The organism is Listeria innocua, assembly GCF_028596125.1.
GTDB lineage: Bacteria > Bacillota > Bacilli > Lactobacillales > Listeriaceae > Listeria > Listeria innocua.
The window spans coordinates 2,569,202-2,587,966 of the sequence record NZ_CP117229.1; the positions used below are offsets into that span (position 1 = coordinate 2,569,202).

The following is an 18,765-nucleotide window of genomic DNA, read 5'->3' on the forward strand; positions in this document are numbered from 1 at the left end:
TTCACTCACGTCAATTGTTGAATTACAACGCTAACCGCCATTAAAATTGTTAAAGCCGCATTAATCAGCACAAAATTACGTATACCAATAACAAATGTTTTTGATTTCACTTGCTCTTTATTAAATTTAACCAAATTACGATAGACCGGATAAACAGCCAGTACCGACACTAGCATGATTGGGTGCAAGAAATGAATAAACACCGAAACAACCACTGCTAAAAACGACGCATAGTACAGTGCATTAAAAAGAAGAACGCCCATTTTTCTACCTATATAATAAGGAAGTGTATAACGATGATTTCTAATATCTTCATCTAAATCGCACAAATTATTGGCTAGCATAATATTCGCTATCGTGAAAATACATGGTAAGGATACCACACCTATCCGGATGATTTCTATTAGATTGAACTGGATGGTTACCATTTCTCCTTGCCAAAATAAATTCGCAATTCCGGCATCGTACGCATTTACATAAACAGCTAAGAAGAAAATCCCGAATCCCATCGTAACCCCTGAAAAAATCTCTCCAAGCGGCATACGCGAAAGTGGCACAGGACCAAATGTATACAAGATACCAATACAGAAACATACAAATCCAATTAATAGCACTAGCAAATCAGTGCGGAAAACAAGCCAAACACCTAAACCAGTTGCAATGAAAAACATCAGAAAAATAGTAATAATAACTGTTCGTTCTGGAATTTGTTGTTGCCCGATAACGTTGCTTGTTGTCCTGTAGTCGTAGTCATGATTATCTGTGGCTTTACGGTAATCCATATAATTATTAATTGCGGTAGTTGTTAAATCAAAAATTAGCATAGAGCCAAAAAATATCAACGTATTAATAGGCTTAAACATATCATATTGATACACAACAAATAGCGTCCCTAACATAAACGGAAATACGCTAGCTATCTTCGTCTGGATTTCAACCAACTTCAGGAATGATGATATTGACATAACCCCTTTTTAACCCCTCTCTACCTTATTATGAGCAGACCTCGGTTAGAAGTCTGCTCACTTTCTTCTATATATAATGGTTTATTTTTTCAAAGTGTCCATTTGGAAATTTTTATCTGTTAATTCAAATTGCCCTTTTAGGCCGGATGTTTCGTATACTTTTTTCTCTTTACTAATAAAGATAGCGTCTACACCTTTAAACTGCTCAATGTAATCCATTCCGCCTTTAATTCCTTTGGAGAAAGTAGCTGTTGACAAGCCATCGCCATCAATAGATTTTTTAGATACGATAGACACGCCAGCAATATCATTATCAAACGGGTACCCTGTTTTCGGGTCTAAAATGTGATGATATGTTTTTCCGTCCACTTCTAGGTAACGTTCATAAATGCCCGAAGTTACAATCGACATATCAGATTCTGGAAGCTTCCCAATCACACTACCACGCGGAGAAAACGGATCTTGTATTCCAACATTCCATTTATTGCCATTAGGATTTTTCCCTTGAACATAAATATTTCCGCCCAAATCAATTATGGAAGTAGTTACTTTGTTATCTTTGAACACTTTTAATGTTTCGTCAGTGATGAACCCTTTTGCAATTGCTCCTAAATCAAGCTCCATGCCTTCTTTTTCCAAGTAGACTGTTTGCTCTTCGTCGTTCATTTTTACGTCTTTATAATTAATTAATGGTAAAACTGCATCGATTTCTGCTTGCGAAGGTTTGCGCGCATCAGAAAAACCGATATGCCATAAAGAAGTAAGTGGTCCAATGGTAATGTCAAAGCTACCACCAGAGTTTTCCGAGTATTTCAGTCCTTCTTGGATTAAATAGTAGACATCTTTAGAAACTTTTACTGGTTTTTTTCCAGCTTGTTCATTTATTTTGTCAACTTCCGATGTTTTTTCTGCATCGCTTGTAGTAATTTTAGCTGCTAAATCTTTAATGCGATCGAAACCTTTGTCTAGAACGTCTTCTTTGCCTTTGTCATAGATTTTAAGTGTGACTACTGTTCCCATTAGGAAATCAGTTTTAGAGTAAGGCTGTTCCAAAAGTGTTTTAGAATCACTTGGTTCTTTTTTTGAATCGTTATTAGAATTTCCGCATGCCGACACAACAAGTGCCAATACGATAACTGAAAGTATTATTTTCCATTTCTTCATTAGCTTTTTCACCTTTCTAATCCGTGATCTTTACTTGAATAACTATAGCGTAAAAAAAGGAATAAATCTACAGTAAAAAGGCTTAATTCCTCTGTTTTGCGATAAAAAAATCGGCTAGCCCCAGAATTAGGGCCAGCCGCTTTGTGCTTTTCATTGTGCTAATTATTCAGCTTCTACTAGGTTGTACACTTTGATAGTGTCAGTGTTACCATTTTGTGCAGCATTTTGAAGTTGAGCTGCGTAGATTTTGAATTGGTTAGAAGAGTTAGTAGCACCAGAAACTGTGTCTACTGCAGCAACATCTTGTTTCTCTACTAGAGATTTATTAAGTGCTGGGATGTATTCTTTTGGACCAGTACCAGATTTAGCTTTCATGTTTTTCTCATAGTCAGCGTCGTCTGATTTAAGTTTACCGTCTTTGTCAACATAGTTGTAATCAGATTTAGTGATTTTGCCATCTTTAACGTCCATGCTGAATACTACACGGTAACCATGTGCGTAGTTTTGTTCTTCTAATTTATAAGTTCCATCTTCCATTTTAGCTAGGTTGTTGATGGAAATTGTAGTTGTATCAGCTTTTTGAGCTGCTTGAATTAATTGGTTTGCATAATTGATGAAAGCGTCAGAGGAATGAGTTGCTCCTGAAACTACTTCTACAGATGATGCAGATTGTCCTTTAACAAGGGAATCGCTTAATTGTTTCAAGTATTCTTGAGGACCAGTTCCTACTTTGTCTTTCATTGCTTTTTCGTAGTCTGCATCTTCAGATTTAAGTTTGCCGTCTTTGTTTTTGTAATCGTAGTTAGCTTTAGTGATTTTACCATCTTTAACTTCGATTGACATGAAACCTTTCCAGCCTTTGTCGTCGAAATTCTTTTCTTCTAATTTGTAAGTACCATCAGTCATAGTACCATCTGTTTTAGCTGTTTTCTTTGTTTCTGTTTGTTTTGTGTCTGTGCTCTTCTTATCTTTGCTGCTGTCGTCGTTACTACCGCAACCTACTAGTAATAAACTTGAAGCCATTACTACGGTAATACCCATTGCTACTTTTTTCAATTTCATATTTGCTCCCACCTTTTGTTTTATTAAAACCTTGTTTGTGATAACGTGAACACAAACGGATAGTCTGCGAAAGCGATATCACTTTTACAATACAAATGATACCATCAGCGTGCGCTTTTGTCTACTGTAATTCTAAAGACATAATTCATCTAATTTTCAAAATAATGACTATTGATACATAAAACTTGGGTAAAACCATCATTTTCTAGCAAAATAGCATACAAAAATGTCTAACAACCTAGATAAAACAAGGACTTTTAGCCTGCTCAAATATATAAATTTTGTATAAAGTCCTATTTTTCGGGTTTTAGATTAGAATTGTTCTTTACTATCTAGACATTAGTAGGAGGTTTCTGTTAAACTATGATAGGTTATAATAATACTGTGGGGAATTTTGGACTCATTTTATTTTTGTGAATAAACTTACAAGGAGTTGAGGAAGCATATGCCTGAAAAGAATATCGTTTTAATTGGGGCAGGATATGCAGGTGTACACGCTGCTAAGAAATTAGCTAAGAAATACAAGAAAGACAAAGACGTCAATATTACATTAATCGATCGTCATTCGTACCACACAATGATGACTGAACTTCATGAGGTTGCTGGTGGTCGTGTTGAACCAACTGCAATTCAATATGATTTACGTCGTTTGTTTAATAGAACAAAAGTTAATCTTGTAACTGACAACGTGACACATGTAGATCACGATAAGAAAGTTGTAACAACAGAACACGGAAGCTATCCGTTCGATTACCTAGTACTTGGTATGGGCGGCGAACCTAATGATTTCGGGACTCCTGGTGTTGGCGAAAACGGCTTTACACTTTGGTCTTGGGAAGATTCTGTTAAATTACGCAATCATATTGAAGAAACAGTAACTAAAGCATCTCGCGAACAAGACGTTGAAAAACGTAAAGCAATGTTAACATTCGTTGTTTGTGGATCTGGATTTACTGGTATCGAAATGGTTGGGGAACTTTTAGAATGGAAAGATCGTCTAGCTAAAGATAACAAAATTGACGCATCTGAAATTAAACTAGTTGTAGTAGAAGCTGCTCCAACAATCCTAAACATGCTTGAAAGAAGAGACGCTGACAAAGCAGAACGTTACATGGTTAAAAAAGGTATTGAAATCATGAAAAACGCTGCAATTGTTGAAGTTAAACCTGAAAGCATCGTTCTTAAATCTGGCGAAGAGCTTCCAACAAGTACATTAATTTGGACTGCTGGTGTTCGTGCTAACTCTGATACAAAAGATTATGGCATGGAATCTGCTCGTGCAGGACGTTTGAAAGTAAATCAATATATGGAAGCAGAAGGTCTTAAAGACGTGTATGTTGTTGGTGACCTTGCTTACTTTGAAGATGAAGATGGCAAGCCAACTCCACAAATCGTTGAAGGTGCTGAACAAACTGCATTAACTGCAGCGAAAAGCATCATCGTTGAAATGAGTGGTACTGGCGAAAAAGAACCATTCCAAGGTAAATATCATGGTGTCATGGTATCTATCGGGGCTAAATACGGTGTTGCTCACCTTGGTGGCATGCATCTATCTGGTTGGTTCGCTATTTTAATGAAACATATGGTTAACCTTTATTACTTCTTTGGTATTCGCAGTGGTTATTACATGTGGCAATATATTATGCACGAATTCTTCCACATTAAAGATCACCGTAACATCTTCCGTGGTTGGACTTCTCGTTACGGTAACGTACTTTGGGTTCTTCCTTTACGTGTATATCTAGGTTGGTTCTGGATTGACGAAGCTCTTTCTAAAATCTACGGTGAAACTACATGGGATAAAGTAAGTATTACTAATTTAAAACCTCTATTTAATGGTATTGGTTCTGATTCTTGGTTAACAGCAACTAGTTCAAAAATGCCTTTTGAATGGTTACAAACTGCTGCAACATCTGGCGCTAGTCAAGCTGCCGGTGATGCTGCTGGTGCCGCTGCGACAAACGTAACTACACCAATTCTTAGCCATATGCCTGGTTGGTTTGAATGGATTATGAAACTTCTTATGCCAAACCTTGACGTTGCTCTAGTAATGCAAAAAGTTGTACCTTTTGTTGAACTTGCAATTGGTCTTGCTATGGTAGTTGGTCTATTCACTTGGCTTGTAAGTATCGGAAGTGCTGGATTCCTAGTAATGTTCACTCTAAGCGCTATGCTTGGTTGGGACAAATTCTGGGCGTTACCAGCTTCTATCGCACTTCTAAATGGCGCTGGACGTACATTCGGTCTTGATTATTGGGCTGTTCCTTGGTTCCAAAAACATCTTGGTCACTGGTGGTACGGTAAGCCGAGGTCCGTTTACAGAGACAAGTAAATTAGCTAGTTAAAATTTTAAATTAAAAATCGGGAGTGCATCCAAAAGCCAGTTTTGGCATAGGAGGTGCTTCCGTTTTTATTATTTGTTTATTTTTATGAACTTTTTCCTATTATATTTAGGCGTTATCCTTTAAAATAGGATTTGTACATGACATTTGGAAAGGAGGCAATGCGGTGAAAAAGTACTTTTATATGGTGAAACGCTGGGATATTATAATTATTTTATCTCTTTGCATACTTTCCTTTTTGCCGATTGCTATTTTTTCATATGTAAAAGCGAATGAACCTGCTCCAGCTAATGGAAAAAAAGAGCTTGTTGCGGTTATTTCGGTTGATAGTAAGGAATATAAAACCGTTACGCTTACTGGGCATAAAGGGACTGAAAGCTTTGATGTGAAACAGCCAGATGGACATACTAACACGATTGAGGTTTCGGGGGAAGAAATTCGAATCAGTAAAGCTAATTGCAACGATCAGGTTTGCGTTCGAACTGGGGCAATTGATAAACAAGGTGATACAGTCGTTTGTCTTCCACATAAGTTAGTGATTGAAGTAAAAGCGAGTGACGGGAGTTCAGGTGATGCAGATGATCCAATTATCTCTTCCTGACCTTATCCTCTAATAGATAGGAAAGTGTTTTTATGACAAAAAACAGACGATTAGTATATATAGCGCTACTGGCTGCACAAGCTGTTGTTATTAGTTTACTTGAGAGAGCCATTCCATTTCCATTTGCGTTTGCTCCTGGAGCGAAACTCGGTCTTGCTAATATTATTACTTGTATTTCGCTCTATACGTTATCGGCAAAAGATACATTTATGATTATCTGCATTAGATTGGTGTTGTCCACTTTGCTTGGTGGGACTATTTCAACATTTATGTATAGTGCGGCGGGAGCTATCTTGAGTTTTCTTGGGATGTGGCTTGTACAACAACTTGGACCGAAACGCGTGAGCATCATTGGGGTTAGTGTTACCGGTGGGATTTTACATAACGTCGGACAACTCGTTATTGCAAGTTGGATTGCGGGGACTTGGTCGGTTATGCTTTATTTACCTGTATTATCTTTTATCGGTATTCTTTCTGGAATCGCGGTTGGGATTGCGGCAAACTACTTGCTGAAAAATGTCCAAACTTTGCGGATGTTCGCTGATGCTAAACAAAGTCAAGCTGCACAAAAATAATTTTAAAAAAAGGAGTTCAATATGCAACTTCATGCTATGTGGGATGATTATCCTGCACTTTCCAAAGATTTACAAGAAGTATTACAAACAATTGAAAGCAACATTCAAATTCGCGATAAACATGTAGAGAAAAACGTGAAAGATTTAATTCATGCTGGTGGAAAATTACTCCGCCCTGCTTTTGCGCTGTTATCTGCTCAAGCTGGACCTGAGTTTGATAAAGAACGCGCGGTTTCTATCGCAGCTGCTCTTGAAGTGCTCCATATGGCGACGTTGATTCATGATGATGTCGTTGATGATTCACCATTACGTCGCGGCATCCCTACTATCCATTCAAAATATGGTCGTAATTATGCCGTTTATACAGGGGATTATTTATTCTGTATTTGTTTTAAGATTCTTTCCGCACATGCTTCTTCCGTTGAAAATATCGAATTTAACAGTAAAAATATCGAAAAAATCTTAATGGGTGAACTGGATCAAATGCGCACAAGTTATAAAATGGATGTAACAGTTCGCGAATATTTATCGCGTATTTCTGGCAAAACAGCTCAACTATTTGCTCTTAGTTGTTACTCTGGTGCAACGGGCAGTAAAGCACCACGCATGACTGTAGCGAAATGTTATAATATCGGCCATTATCTTGGTATGGCTTTCCAAATTATTGATGACGTCTTGGATTATACAAGTACTGATGAAGGTCTTGGTAAACCTGTTTTAAATGATATGAAACAAGGTATTTATTCGCTACCGCTAATTTATGCAATGAAAGGTCACTTGGCTGAATTTGAGCCGCTTCTTTCTCAAAAACTAGATATGACTGATGATGCTTCTGAACAAGTTTTAGCACTTATTTCTAAATATAAGGGTGTCGAACAGGCATTCAAACTTGCAAGTAAATATACGAATAAAGCCCTTCGTGAAATTAAAAAACTACCAGCTGGCGCGTATCGTGATGATATGTACCGCTTAACGAAAAGCATATTAGATAGAGATATTTAATACATTTAGAACATTGCTCTTTGCTTACCGAGTTTTGTTCTAAATTTTACCTCAATTTGTGAAAATACAAACATGAAAGCGTGATTTAACGTGATTCGATTTTTTAAAATAGTGACACCTATTCTTTTATCTTTTTCCTTAGTTGCCTGTAGTTCTGCAAGTGAAGAAACGAAAAAAATTACTGCTCCGATTGAAAAAGACCGTGATTTATCAATAATTGAAACGACCGATGTTCATTATTTTGCGCCATCACTCACTGATGGCGGGCAGGCATTCCAAAAATATCTAGCCGCTGGTGATGGAAAGCAATTGGCATATAGCGATGAAATAACCAAGGCTTTCTTAGCAGATGTTGAGACTAAAAAGGCTGACGTTTTAATTATTAGCGGTGATTTGACTAATAATGGCGAAAAAACTAGCCATGAAGAATTAGCTAAAAAACTAGCGCAAGTAGAAAAAACAGGCACCCAAGTATTCGTTGTTCCCGGTAATCACGATATAAATAATCCATGGGCTCGAAAATTCGAGAAAGACAAACAACTACCGACCGATACTGTATCACCAGCAGATTTTAGCAAAATTTATAATCATTTTGGCTACGAAGATACTATTTCTGAAGATGATTTTTCGCTAAGCTATTTAGCAGCACCTTCACCCAAGGTTTGGCTTCTCATGCTTGATACAGCTATTTATAAAACCAATATGCAGCAAGGCTCCCCAACGACAGAAGGCGGTTTAACAGCTGGCACGTTAGATTGGATTAAAGAATGTAGCGCCTTAGCGAAAAAAAATGGCGTGACGCTTGTTCCAGTTATGCACCACAATTTAACTGATCATAATGATGTTATTCAAAAGGGTTACACAATCAATTACAATCAACAAGTAATCGATGCTCTGACAGCTGGCAATATGAATTTTTCTTTGAGTGGGCATATCCACACCCAAAACATTCGATCTGCCAAAAGTTCAGACGGCAAAGAAATTACTGATATTGTAACAAATGCTCTTTCCGTCTATCCACATAAATATGGGAACCTTACCTACAGCGCAAAAAACAAAACATTCACCTATCAATCTCAAAAATTAGACATAGAAGCTTGGGCAAAAGAAACTGGAACATCAGACAAAAATCTGCTTAACTTTGATGCATACGATTATGAGACTTTTTATAATAGTGGTTATGATAAAGCTATGATGGACTTAATGACGAGTGAATCTTATAAAAACTATAGTCAAACTGATAAAGAAAAAATGGCCGATACCATGGCTTTAAATAACATGGCTTTCTTTGCAGGCATCGCTCCACCTAAATCTGCTGGAATGGATTTATGGGATAGTGCTCCTAATTCATTTTTAAAAGATTATGTTTTAAGTAGTTCTGTTCCTCCAAAAGAAAGTAATGATTATTATGTTAGTCCTTAAAATAATAAAAAACCTGGAAGCATACTTATTCTGCTTCCAGGTTTTTTTATTAACTTGATGCCGCGGCCGCACTTGCTGCTGCGGCTGCACTCATTGCGGCTGCTTGTTCCATCGCAATTAAAATATGCACATTAACCATTAATCCTTCTAATTGTTCTTTGCTCATTTGACCCGATTGTTTTTCTGTATAAAGACTGATTGCCAGTGCTGTTACAAACTCGCGACCAAACCGCAGACCAGGTTGATTTTGCAAGTCATCAATTAAGTTCACCAAGCCAGAGTCAATTTTGCGACCATCCATCACAAATGCTAAAATTCCGATACTTGAGTAATGTAATGGCTTGATTTTCACACCTTTTTGACGTAATTCTTCTACCACATTATCTACTCTTCTAATAAATTTGCTGTCTTTTTCACCATATAAAAGTGTTCCTGTTGTAGCTAAAAACTGCAAGCTATCATTTTTTCGGAACCCTTTTGCGGCAAATTCTTGGAAATAGTATTCTGTGACTTCAGCTAATTTTTCTACATCCTTTTCTTTAAGATTAGCTAAGAAAACAGCTGTTGTTACGTCCTCACTTTTGGTTAAAAATGGGTGGTCTTTTTTGAAAAGTTGATGAATGGTTTTGGCTTTTTTTGCTGTTAGTGTTGGATTTTCTGATTCTAGTAATAGGTAAGCAGCGAAATAGGTGTATTCTGTGCGTTTAAAGCCGGCTTCGATGAGTGTGTTGTAATTGGAAATCACTTGACGAACACTATCCCGTTTCGCGTTATCACTTGCCATCAGTAAGCCAACAAGCGATGCGCGAACATTACCATTTAACGCTGTAAACATACCTAGTTGTCGTTTAAATTCTTTATTTATTTCATAGAATGTTTCTGGTTGAACGATTTCATTATTTCCCGCAAAAAGGCGAGCAATCAGAAATCGAATCCGCTTATCAATAAAACTAACGCCACTTGTTTTTACTAACTCGTAGTTCTTCATTAATAATTTCGTTGCTTGTTCGCTATCAAATACATATGCTGAATCCATCGGCCGCACTCCTTCTTGTTTTTGAATTAACATTCCTCTCTGTACAAACTCAAAATAAACTCTTCAAAATTATCAGCTAGCTTAAGTATTTTATAATCACCTTCTTGATCAATATGAACGACTGCGGGCTCGCCTGTTTTTCCGCAATTTCGGTAATCTAAGAAAACCATGTCATGTCCGGCTGATGGGCAATCAGCAATAGCTAAACCAACATCGGGATAACCCCACTCTTCTGTCCAAAAATTTGTGTTGTGCATACCATTCAATGTAGATACTCCACAGTCTCCTATTCCCATAATGCCAGTAATAGCTACACAATTCTCCGACCATGAACTTGGCTCTGTCGTAGGGACAGAACCCGTTGAAACTATGCCTCCATTTTGTGTATGACGCATTAAATAGATATAGGATTTAGGTAACTTATATCCTAGTTCTGCTTCGATTGCAGCCACTCTTTGAGGCGTAGGGTACACATCTTTATAGTCATTTTCAGAGTCAAACTTCAACCAAAGCTCTGCTAAACTATGCCCTTGGAAAAATGTCCCGACCTCACTAAAATATTCATCTAACTCGGCGAAAATTTGCTTAGCTTTTTCACGTTCGAAATCGACTGCTTCTAAATCTTGCATCTCTTCTAAAATCGACATGAGCTTTTGATAAATTTCTGGAAAACGTTCACCGCTTTGGTAGAGCACATCGCTAAGTAATACCGTTGCTGTAAATATATCTCTTTTATTTTCGGCTGTCACTTTTTGATTCCAACAAGTTTCAAGTAAATGAATCGCCTCTTTTGTTTTTCCTTTATCTAAATAATATAATGCTTTTCTTGTTGTAAGCATATTATTCCTCCACTAATCTTATTAACTTTATTATACTAAAAAAACCCTAGGGAAACAAAAACCCTAGGGACGCTATTTTTATAAATTCATTCCAAGTAGCGGAATTCGTTCATTGTATTTATCAACAAGTGCTTGGTTGTGCTCATCGGCATTTTCGACATTACCACTTATAAATACTGGTGGTGTGAAGTTATCATTCACCATTTTTTCAATCGCTTCGGCAAAAATGGACTGCAAGATGACAGCGCCAGTTACCGTGGAAGTCGGCGCGAATGCTATGTCAAAGTTAGCTGATTTTAATACTGCATCCCCTTTAACAGCGCCGTTATCAATTACAATGTCACCTGTATCGGATAAGCGTTTACCAGATGTGTGGCGTGATTTTTGGCTAGCTGAATATTGTAATGAAGTAATAACGATGACAAATGCGCCTTTTTCACGGGCAATTTCAGCAACATCTATTGGGACAGGATTGCGACCAGATGTGGATAATACAATCATCACATCACCCGAGCGAATATCTTCCTCTGCCATAAACGTTTTCGCATAATCATTTTTTCGCTCCAGTACGGATGACGCCGCAGCACCTTCGTGAAGCATAAGTGGTTCGTGTAAAATCGGATGAATCGCAGCAAGTCCACCAGCTCGGTAAAATACTTCCTCTGTTAAAATATGCGAGTGACCGCAGCCAAATAAATGGATCACACCGTCGTTTTCGATGGACTCGGCTACCTTCGCTCCTGCTTCTTTTACATAATCAGCTTCATTATCAAGAATATTTTCTAATAAGCGAATCGTAATATCGATATAGTTATTAATCATTTATTTCCCCTCCAAAGCTGCAAAAATTTTCTCGATTTCTTCTGGTTTAGTGCGACCTGTAGCTTTATCAATTGTTTTTCCAAAGATATGTGGCATGAAAAACGGAATGCCGGTCGTCTTGATGGCAGTTGTTATTTCAAGGATATTCTCGGCGCCAATCCCTCCTGCTGGCTCAATGCCGTATATCCCTTTTTCCGCTGCAACTTTTGTTAAATAAACAAGTTCGTCTAAATACTTTGTTCCTTCGATGCTCATAAATTTGATTGAAGGAATATTTGCGGATAGACAATAATCGACAGCTTCTTCAGCGGTAATTTCGTCGCCGGAAGATAGTTTGACAATCCCGACTTTTCCGGTTGGTCGAACGAGTGCATTGGTGTATGTTTCTGGAAGCAAGTCATTTGTTAATCCCGCTGTTTCGATTGGTTGGTTAATATGACTATTCGGTACGAGGCGCGCGATATGAAGAACATCCCGCCAATTGTGCCAGTCGCCGCCACCACCAAGACCAACACTGATGACCTCAGCTGTTGTTTGTAGTTCTTTCACCACATTTGCAGCTTCTTCTGGTGTTTCATAGTTTGTCGCCACGATTCCTGGTACTGCAAAACCGCGTGATGCTTCCATGACTTCCAAGCTATTTTCTTTATCTTTCGCTAAAAAATTAAATAGCGCAAAATTATTCCATTTCGGTAGATTTTCGAATTTTTTCTTGTTCAAGCTTTATCAACTCCACACATGTTTTTAACGTTTTTTCGATTAAGTATTCGCCTTTTTCTGCTGTTGCCAAAGTTGCTTCTCCTAAAACTGCTGTCTTGGTGAAGTTTTGCCACGGTGTTGGTGTGAAATCCGCATCAATTGGTAAAATTGGCGGGTCATCAATGGCACGACTCATATCCGCATTTTCCGGTGATAAGTAAAGCATGAGGGATGTTTCGATTTCACAAGCATGAATATAGGTATGATGGTTTGCTTGTCCTTCGCGCACGTCCATTGCAAGTTTTTGGATATTTGGGTAAAAAATGTGCAAGATAATCATATCCGGAAATTTGGCATATAGTTCGCGCGCTGCATCTTTTAGCGCCGCCATATTTCCAAGATGTCCGCTCACTGGGACAAACAGGCGAAATCCTTGTTTATATAGACTTTCACCGATTTCTACAACTACTTTCGTTACCGTTTCATTTGATAGCGTTAAACTTCCCGGGAAATCTTGCAAACTCCAAACTTGGCCATAGGGTAATACGGGAAGCACAAATCCATCTGTTTCCGCCGCTATTTTCACTGAATATTCTGACGCTAAAATATTGTCTGTCCCTAGCGGCAAATGAGGTCCGTGGGCTTCAACTGCTCCTATTGGCAAAAGGACTGGTTTTGTTTTCGTGATTTTTGCGCCAATATCAAAAGAATTTTCATCTGCATATAACACAGATTTCGCCTCCTATTTTTTAAAAGTAAAACATCTTGCCGGGTTATCCACGAAGAATTTTTTAACTAATTTTTCTCCGTCAAAGCCTTTTTCGTTAGCTTCGTCAATAAAGCGTGGCACCCATTTTTTGGCAATATATTCAAGTCCTGGTCCGTGGCCGTAATGTTTATAATAAGTTTTGCGCGCTGTATCACCACTGACTAAAATTTGATCTTCAAAGCCTTCCGAAACTAGATAAAGAATCGCTGCAATCCGAGCGCTTTCTGGTGCGTATTTGATTTTTGCGATGCCATCAAACGACATGAATGCACCTGTTTTGGCAACTTGTTTGTGATAATACGGATCTAGGTTGCGGTCCATATGCCCAATAGAGAGGTATTCTAACGGGATATTTTCTTGTTTTAAAATCTCAATTTGCTCTAAAGCCATCGTTCCCGCTTCTGTGTGAGAATGTATTGGTGCTTTTGTCTCGTGATGTGCTCTTGCAACCGCGCGTATCGTCTTTTCTTCTAAAGGTGTAATCATATTGTAGCCAGTTCCAAATTTCACCTGACCGGCCTTATACGGCGTTCCTTCAAGCCCATTTTCGACTTCATTTACAACGAATTCCGTTAGTTTGTCTATAGAAGTGTTTTCAATCCATTCATAATATGTTTCAAAATCGCCTATGATCGGCTTCAGTTCTGGTTTAATTTTTCCGTCCCATAAGAAACTTTTGTTAAAACCAGCTGTTCCAACGATTTGAATGCCTGTTTCTTTGGAAATTTGTGCCACATCTAAGACGCGTCTGCCATAATCAACCGCGGTTGCATCGACAATTGTTTTTCCGCCTAAATCCGCGAAATCTTGTACATCAAGTTGTGATTTTTCTTTATCATCCAAAAGTAAATCGTCGGCATCCCGCTCTTGCCAGTAAGCCGGTACACAAACGATGTGCTCGTGTGAATAAGTAAATCCTAGTTGTTCAGGGGCAATATCTCCATAAAAAGTACGAATAAAACTCATTTTCTAAAACTTCCTTTCAAAAAACCTCTTCCTCTTGAATGCTAGACAAGGAAGAGGTTTTGATTTTTACTTAAAAGAATAACTTCGCTAACATGCTGACAATTGGGCCGAGGATAAACATATCTGAGTCGGCTGCCCACATTGCTGTATCTGGCACAGTCGTATTAATAAAGAATGTAACCATGATATATTGACCCCAGGCGACAACTGTTGCCGTTAGGAATCCACCTATCAATGCTCCTCTCACACCACCAGTTGAGTTACCGAATACACCAGCAACTGCCCCGTGGAAGAAGAGAACGATCATTGTTGGCACAAACACGTAACCAACTGTATTTCCAAGTACTACTAACCAGATAATCGCTCCAATGAACGCACCCACGAAACCGATAATTACGGAGTTTGGCGCATATGGATAAACGATTGGCGCATCCAGTGCAGGTTTCGCACCTGGTACAAGTTTTGTTGCAATACCATTGAAGGCGGGTACGATTTCACCGATAAACATCCGCACACCTACAAGAACGATGGCGATACCAGCTGCAAACGTAAAGGACTGAACGATGGAGTATACGATAAAGCTTTGATTTCCAGCTTCTGCGATTAATTTTTCTGCTCCTGGTGTTTTCTTCACCATCAGAATCACTGCACCAACTACGAACAGAATCCCCATTGTAAGAGCTGTAATAACGTTAGAGTCACGTAGGAACTCTAATTTTTTCGGTAAATTAATATGTTCTGCATCATTTTTCTTATTTCCAAATACTTTTCCTAGTAAAGCCGATAGAATCGCTACACTGGAAGAAGTGTGCCCTAATGCAACGTTATCATTTCCAGTAATTTTACGTAGGAATGGTTGTGTAATCGCTGGTTGTAATGTCCAGTAAAGACCCATGATTACCGCTAAGAAGAGTACAAGGCCCCAGAATGGAATATCTCCACCGACAGCTTGAACAGTAATCCCAGCAAAAATCGTTGTTGTCCAGAACATCATATGACCAGTTAAATAAATATACTTAAATGGTGTAAATCTTGCTAATAATACGTTGACTAAAAATCCGAGTGTCATCGCAAGCGTTACCGCACTACCAAATTTAGCATTAAAGGCTTCTTGTCCTAAAAACCCTGCAAGTGGCGGTGTTTCAAGTCCGAATACTTCTTTCCACATTGGTTCAAAAATCCCAAGGGAACCAGTAATAACAGCCGCACCAGCGTTAATAATTAAGAATCCAATAATTGCTTTGAACGTTCCGCTAATAACTTGGCTTAAATTTTTCTTCTGTAAAAGTAACCCGAGAAGTACGATAAAACCTAAAAGTATGGCTGGGGTTCCAAAAAAGTTATTGGCAATCCACGTAATAATCTCCATTTTTTTCCCACCTTTTTTTGTCTTATTTAACTATTGATTGCTTCAGATAATGCCGTTTTAATTTCTGCATTGTCAAAATAGTTGTTGACGATGACTACTTTGGCGCTTGTATCTGTTCCAAGTGTTTCTGCTAATTCTTGACTTGTTACAATAATATCCACATTCATCGAACGCGCAGCTGATACATCAATATGCTCTACGTCTGCGTCTACTCCCATGTCGCGTAAAACTGTTTCTACATTCATTCTTAAAATTAGGCTTGTTCCTTGACCAAGTCCACACACTGCTAAAATTTTCATCGTTATCCCTCCACTAATTCTCCAATTGCTTGATAATCTTCTGAATGAATCATTTTTTCAATGTTATCGCTGTTACTAAGCAAGGAGACAATTTTTTGAATGACTTTTAAATGTGCCTCACTTGAAGTTGCTGCAAGTCCGAATACTAATCGTACGGGATCATTTGCGGCGTGTCCGAAATTCACGCCTTCTTTTAGTACGACAAGCGATACTGCAGAGTTTTCAACACCATCAGTTGGCCTTGCATGAGGAATTGCTATTTGAGGTGCAATAACAAAGTACGCACCATTTTCGTGATAAGATTCCACCATTTTTTCTACGTACTGTTCGCTCACATAACCTGCATTTACTAATAATTCTCCTGCTTGCATGATAGCTTCATCAGCATTTTTAGCTGATCCGTGCAGATTCACAAGCTCTTTATCCAAAAAAGACATATCTCTTCATCCCTTCTAACTAATTGATAGCGCTATCAATAACTTACACTCTTATTATAGCTGTAGCCTCTCTGTTTAAAAAAGCCCAATTCCTTTCTTTTCGAAAGTGCAAAGAATAGACTGTTACATTTCGTTGTTAGCGAGCGTACAAAAAAGCCAGCGCGGCATCTTACTGCCTCACTGGCTTTATCGCTTATTTTATTGTTAACATTGCGGCAATTTCTGCTGCTGATTCGGCTTGTTCAATCTGCTCAAGTAAGTGATGTTTCATAATTAAATTAGTAAGCTGGCTTAGCGCATTAATATGTGTATAGGAGTCAATGGAAGCGAGCACAATAATTAACTTCACTTGATCCTTCGCTTTACTTGAAAATGATACTGGCTGATTTAAGCGCAGTAAGCTCATTCCGACTCGATATGCGCCGTCATCCACCGACGCGTGTGGCAGTGCTATCCCTGGTGCAATAACGATATATGGTCCTAGCTTTTCAATGTTTTCAATCATAGCTTGTTGATAGTTTCCTGATATATAGCCTTCTTGTTGTAGTGGTTTTGACGCAACTCGGATAGCTTCATGCCAATCCGCCACACTATCTTTAAAAATAATTCGTTCTTTTGGCAACAGTTCTTCAAGTGTTGGCGATTTTTCAAGTTGGCTGTCCGATTGCACTTGGAACAATACCGACTTCAGCTTGGCCGCCAATTTTTCGCGGTCTTCCACTTTGGCATATTGATCCACTACATCAAGCACAGAAGACAACATGCGCGCATCCGAATCCTTTTGCAAAACGTGCGGGGCAATCGCCTTCATCAGTTGTTGCTTCTGCGCCTCAGTCAAAATCGGACTAACGATGAAAACTGGTGCTTTCGGTTCCATAATTGGCAAAGTCGACACAATAAAGTCTGGCGCGTATAACCCTTTTTCAAATTCACGGATGGAAATTGGTTCTAATATTTCAACACGTTCACCGAGTAATTGTGCAAGTTGCCGCTCAATCATCCGCGACGTTCCTACCCCTTTCGAGCAAACAATTAAAAGTTTCTTCCGTTCAACTAAAGTATTGTTTTTGCGAGAAAGATAACCGCCGAACAAAATCGTTACGTACGCTATCTCATCTTCGGGGATTTTTTCACCGAGTAAATCTTCTAGTGGTTCTAATGATTTTTTTGTAATCTCATACACGTCACTATAACTTTGCTTAATATCTGTTCGCAGCGGATTAATCCATTCAATTTGGAATTTAAGCCGATAATATGCTGGTTGTAAATGGAGCAATAAATCTTTTTTTAAATTACGGTGGTCTTCAAAATTCACACAAGCAAGGCGCTCAAATTCGGCAATAATTTTCTCAACAATTATATCCAGCTTTCCTTCAACAGCTGCATCATCATTCAAGCGACTAGCGCCAAGTAAAAGTTTGCCTAAATAAGTAATTTCCGCATGATTGATCTTAAAATGCTCTTTTTGCTGTAATTGCTCGTAAATTTCCTGAGCAATATTAAAAGATTCTACTTCATGTTCTTCGTGCTCATTTAAATAACAATCGCGTTTCATTCGTTCTTTAAAGAAGAAAATCATAATTCCGATTCGTTCAATGACCTCGTCTGTATAACGAATACCGATTTTTTTCTCTGTCACTACTAATATTTCAAAAATTGTATCTAAATGTGGGAAAAGTTCTTTATTTTTAATCATTGGATTTATTTTCATTAAATCGAGTAACTGGTCTGCTGTGGCTATTTCTTCGTTATTCATACAATAATGAATGAAAAACTGACGAATACTACGTTCATCACCAAGAACCATATTCCCATTTTTCCGGTCATAAGCGAGCTCTAAGTTAAACTGTTTGAGCGCTAATTTTAACTGTTTAATATCCTGTAAACTAGTGTTACGACTAACTTCATTGCACGCATTAATTGTATCAATAATTACACGCGCATCTGTTACAAGCAGAAAAAATAAAATACGGATACGACGCTCACTTGCTGAAAAGACTTTGTGGCTCGCTTCCCTATTTCCAAGGATTTCTTTAATTGTCGATTTTTCATCTTCTAATAAATAATAACCTTGTCCACGAACGGATTGAATACCATCAAGCCCTATATCATCTAATTCTTTATTAATTTTTTCAACATCATATTGTAGTGTTCGTTTGGAAATTCCTAGTTCTTCTTGTAATTTCTCGGGTGCAAGATATACATTCGCCACGACGAGCGATTCGAGCAGCATCATATTTCTAGCATCAAATTGTACCACTTGGCCTACCTCCTTGATTTCGGTCTAGAAGGTAAAAAGATATGTCTACTTTAAGGTTATGCGAAAATGTGATATTTTTCAAGTTAATTTTTATTTCAGGCACAAAAAAACCGACAAAGCCAAATGACTTTGTCGG

18 protein-coding genes are annotated in these 18,765 nt (G+C 38.2%); 5 read left to right on the top strand and 13 right to left on the bottom strand.

What is annotated here, in order from left to right; all coding sequences use genetic code 11:
- Positions 1 to 5: 5 nt before the first annotated feature.
- The 3 genes from menA to pplA all read right to left on the bottom strand — a co-directional run bounded on the left by menA (position 6) and on the right by pplA (position 3,191).
- The gene (gene menA / locus PQQ29_RS13400; protein ID WP_187983835.1) at positions 6 to 965 is read right to left on the bottom strand and encodes a 1,4-dihydroxy-2-naphthoate polyprenyltransferase; all 960 of its coding nucleotides are present in this window, start codon (positions 963 to 965) and stop codon (positions 6 to 8) included.
- A gap of 81 nt (positions 966 to 1,046) precedes the next feature.
- Positions 1,047 to 2,129 carry an FAD:protein FMN transferase gene (locus tag PQQ29_RS13405; RefSeq protein WP_033533563.1) on the bottom strand — a complete coding sequence of 361 codons (1,083 nt, stop codon included), beginning with the start codon at positions 2,127 to 2,129 and terminating at the stop codon, positions 1,047 to 1,049.
- Between the two features lie 162 nt (positions 2,130 to 2,291).
- Positions 2,292 to 3,191: an extracellular electron transfer flavoprotein PplA gene (gene pplA / locus PQQ29_RS13410; RefSeq protein ID WP_033533564.1), complete on the bottom strand. Its 900-nt coding sequence runs from the start codon at positions 3,189 to 3,191 to the stop codon at positions 2,292 to 2,294.
- A gap of 445 nt (positions 3,192 to 3,636) precedes the next feature.
- Between pplA and PQQ29_RS13415 the strand changes: the two genes are divergently transcribed.
- The 5 genes from PQQ29_RS13415 to PQQ29_RS13435 all read left to right on the top strand — a co-directional run bounded on the left by PQQ29_RS13415 (position 3,637) and on the right by PQQ29_RS13435 (position 9,133).
- Positions 3,637 to 5,523, top strand: coding sequence for an FAD-dependent oxidoreductase (locus PQQ29_RS13415; protein ID WP_003772929.1), 1,887 nt, complete (start codon positions 3,637 to 3,639; stop codon positions 5,521 to 5,523).
- Positions 5,524 to 5,699: 176 nt separating this feature from the next.
- Positions 5,700 to 6,134, top strand: a complete 435-nt coding sequence (gene eetA / locus PQQ29_RS13420) for a flavin-based extracellular electron transfer system protein EetA (protein WP_010991376.1) — start codon at positions 5,700 to 5,702, stop codon at positions 6,132 to 6,134.
- Positions 6,135 to 6,166: 32 nt separating this feature from the next.
- Complete coding sequence (eetB, locus tag PQQ29_RS13425; protein ID WP_003723627.1) at positions 6,167 to 6,709, top strand: flavinylation system FAD exporter subunit EetB; 543 nt, start codon at positions 6,167 to 6,169, stop codon at positions 6,707 to 6,709.
- 21 nt (positions 6,710 to 6,730) lie between these two features.
- The gene (locus tag PQQ29_RS13430; RefSeq protein ID WP_003772925.1) at positions 6,731 to 7,711 is read left to right on the top strand and encodes a polyprenyl synthetase family protein; all 981 of its coding nucleotides are present in this window, start codon (positions 6,731 to 6,733) and stop codon (positions 7,709 to 7,711) included.
- 90 nt (positions 7,712 to 7,801) lie between these two features.
- A complete protein-coding gene (locus PQQ29_RS13435; protein WP_187983834.1) occupies positions 7,802 to 9,133 on the top strand; it encodes a metallophosphoesterase in 1,332 nt (443 codons plus the stop codon).
- A gap of 49 nt (positions 9,134 to 9,182) precedes the next feature.
- Here PQQ29_RS13435 and PQQ29_RS13440 read toward each other — a convergent pair whose 3' ends face one another.
- From PQQ29_RS13440 to PQQ29_RS13485, 10 genes are all read right to left on the bottom strand, one after another.
- Complete coding sequence (locus PQQ29_RS13440) at positions 9,183 to 10,169, bottom strand: DUF4003 family protein (protein WP_187983833.1); 987 nt, start codon at positions 10,167 to 10,169, stop codon at positions 9,183 to 9,185.
- 26 nt (positions 10,170 to 10,195) lie between these two features.
- Positions 10,196 to 11,008 (bottom strand): SMI1/KNR4 family protein, encoded by an 813-nt coding sequence (locus PQQ29_RS13445; protein WP_187983832.1) that lies wholly within the window; start codon positions 11,006 to 11,008, stop codon positions 10,196 to 10,198.
- A gap of 78 nt (positions 11,009 to 11,086) precedes the next feature.
- The gene (locus PQQ29_RS13450) at positions 11,087 to 11,830 is read right to left on the bottom strand and encodes an SIS domain-containing protein (protein ID WP_010991378.1); all 744 of its coding nucleotides are present in this window, start codon (positions 11,828 to 11,830) and stop codon (positions 11,087 to 11,089) included.
- Positions 11,831 to 12,550 carry a KDGP aldolase gene (locus tag PQQ29_RS13455; protein WP_003772914.1) on the bottom strand — a complete coding sequence of 240 codons (720 nt, stop codon included), beginning with the start codon at positions 12,548 to 12,550 and terminating at the stop codon, positions 11,831 to 11,833.
- Positions 12,510 to 13,259 (bottom strand): creatininase family protein, encoded by a 750-nt coding sequence (locus PQQ29_RS13460; protein ID WP_187983831.1) that lies wholly within the window; start codon positions 13,257 to 13,259, stop codon positions 12,510 to 12,512. The genes PQQ29_RS13455 and PQQ29_RS13460 overlap by 41 nt, the downstream gene beginning before the upstream one ends.
- A gap of 12 nt (positions 13,260 to 13,271) precedes the next feature.
- A complete protein-coding gene (locus PQQ29_RS13465) occupies positions 13,272 to 14,264 on the bottom strand; it encodes a phosphotriesterase family protein (RefSeq protein WP_003772912.1) in 993 nt (330 codons plus the stop codon).
- A gap of 70 nt (positions 14,265 to 14,334) precedes the next feature.
- Positions 14,335 to 15,633, bottom strand: a complete 1,299-nt coding sequence (locus PQQ29_RS13470; RefSeq protein ID WP_003726308.1) for a PTS ascorbate transporter subunit IIC — start codon at positions 15,631 to 15,633, stop codon at positions 14,335 to 14,337.
- A gap of 26 nt (positions 15,634 to 15,659) precedes the next feature.
- Positions 15,660 to 15,932 (bottom strand): PTS sugar transporter subunit IIB, encoded by a 273-nt coding sequence (locus PQQ29_RS13475; protein WP_003726309.1) that lies wholly within the window; start codon positions 15,930 to 15,932, stop codon positions 15,660 to 15,662.
- 2 nt (positions 15,933 to 15,934) lie between these two features.
- Positions 15,935 to 16,369: a PTS sugar transporter subunit IIA gene (locus tag PQQ29_RS13480; RefSeq protein ID WP_003772910.1), complete on the bottom strand. Its 435-nt coding sequence runs from the start codon at positions 16,367 to 16,369 to the stop codon at positions 15,935 to 15,937.
- A gap of 193 nt (positions 16,370 to 16,562) precedes the next feature.
- Positions 16,563 to 18,629 (bottom strand): BglG family transcription antiterminator, encoded by a 2,067-nt coding sequence (locus tag PQQ29_RS13485; RefSeq protein ID WP_187983830.1) that lies wholly within the window; start codon positions 18,627 to 18,629, stop codon positions 16,563 to 16,565.
- Positions 18,630 to 18,765 lie beyond the last annotated feature (136 nt).

Excerpts from the sequence above, each read along its gene's own strand:
- menA (WP_187983835.1), bottom strand. The coding sequence starts at position 965 with ATGTCAATATCATCATTCCTGAAGTTGGTTGAAATCCAGACGAAGATA.
- PQQ29_RS13405 (WP_033533563.1), bottom strand. The coding sequence starts at position 2,129 with ATGAAGAAATGGAAAATAATACTTTCAGTTATCGTATTGGCACTTGTT.
- pplA (WP_033533564.1), bottom strand. The coding sequence starts at position 3,191 with ATGAAATTGAAAAAAGTAGCAATGGGTATTACCGTAGTAATGGCTTCA.
- PQQ29_RS13415 (WP_003772929.1), top strand. The coding sequence starts at position 3,637 with ATGCCTGAAAAGAATATCGTTTTAATTGGGGCAGGATATGCAGGTGTA.
- eetB (WP_003723627.1), top strand. The coding sequence starts at position 6,167 with ATGACAAAAAACAGACGATTAGTATATATAGCGCTACTGGCTGCACAA.
- PQQ29_RS13430 (WP_003772925.1), top strand. The coding sequence starts at position 6,731 with ATGCAACTTCATGCTATGTGGGATGATTATCCTGCACTTTCCAAAGAT.
- PQQ29_RS13440 (WP_187983833.1), bottom strand. The coding sequence starts at position 10,169 with ATGGATTCAGCATATGTATTTGATAGCGAACAAGCAACGAAATTATTA.
- PQQ29_RS13445 (WP_187983832.1), bottom strand. The coding sequence starts at position 11,008 with ATGCTTACAACAAGAAAAGCATTATATTATTTAGATAAAGGAAAAACA.
- PQQ29_RS13450 (WP_010991378.1), bottom strand. The coding sequence starts at position 11,830 with ATGATTAATAACTATATCGATATTACGATTCGCTTATTAGAAAATATT.
- PQQ29_RS13465 (WP_003772912.1), bottom strand. The coding sequence starts at position 14,264 with ATGAGTTTTATTCGTACTTTTTATGGAGATATTGCCCCTGAACAACTA.
- PQQ29_RS13470 (WP_003726308.1), bottom strand. The coding sequence starts at position 15,633 with ATGGAGATTATTACGTGGATTGCCAATAACTTTTTTGGAACCCCAGCC.
- PQQ29_RS13475 (WP_003726309.1), bottom strand. The coding sequence starts at position 15,932 with ATGAAAATTTTAGCAGTGTGTGGACTTGGTCAAGGAACAAGCCTAATT.
- PQQ29_RS13480 (WP_003772910.1), bottom strand. The coding sequence starts at position 16,369 with ATGTCTTTTTTGGATAAAGAGCTTGTGAATCTGCACGGATCAGCTAAA.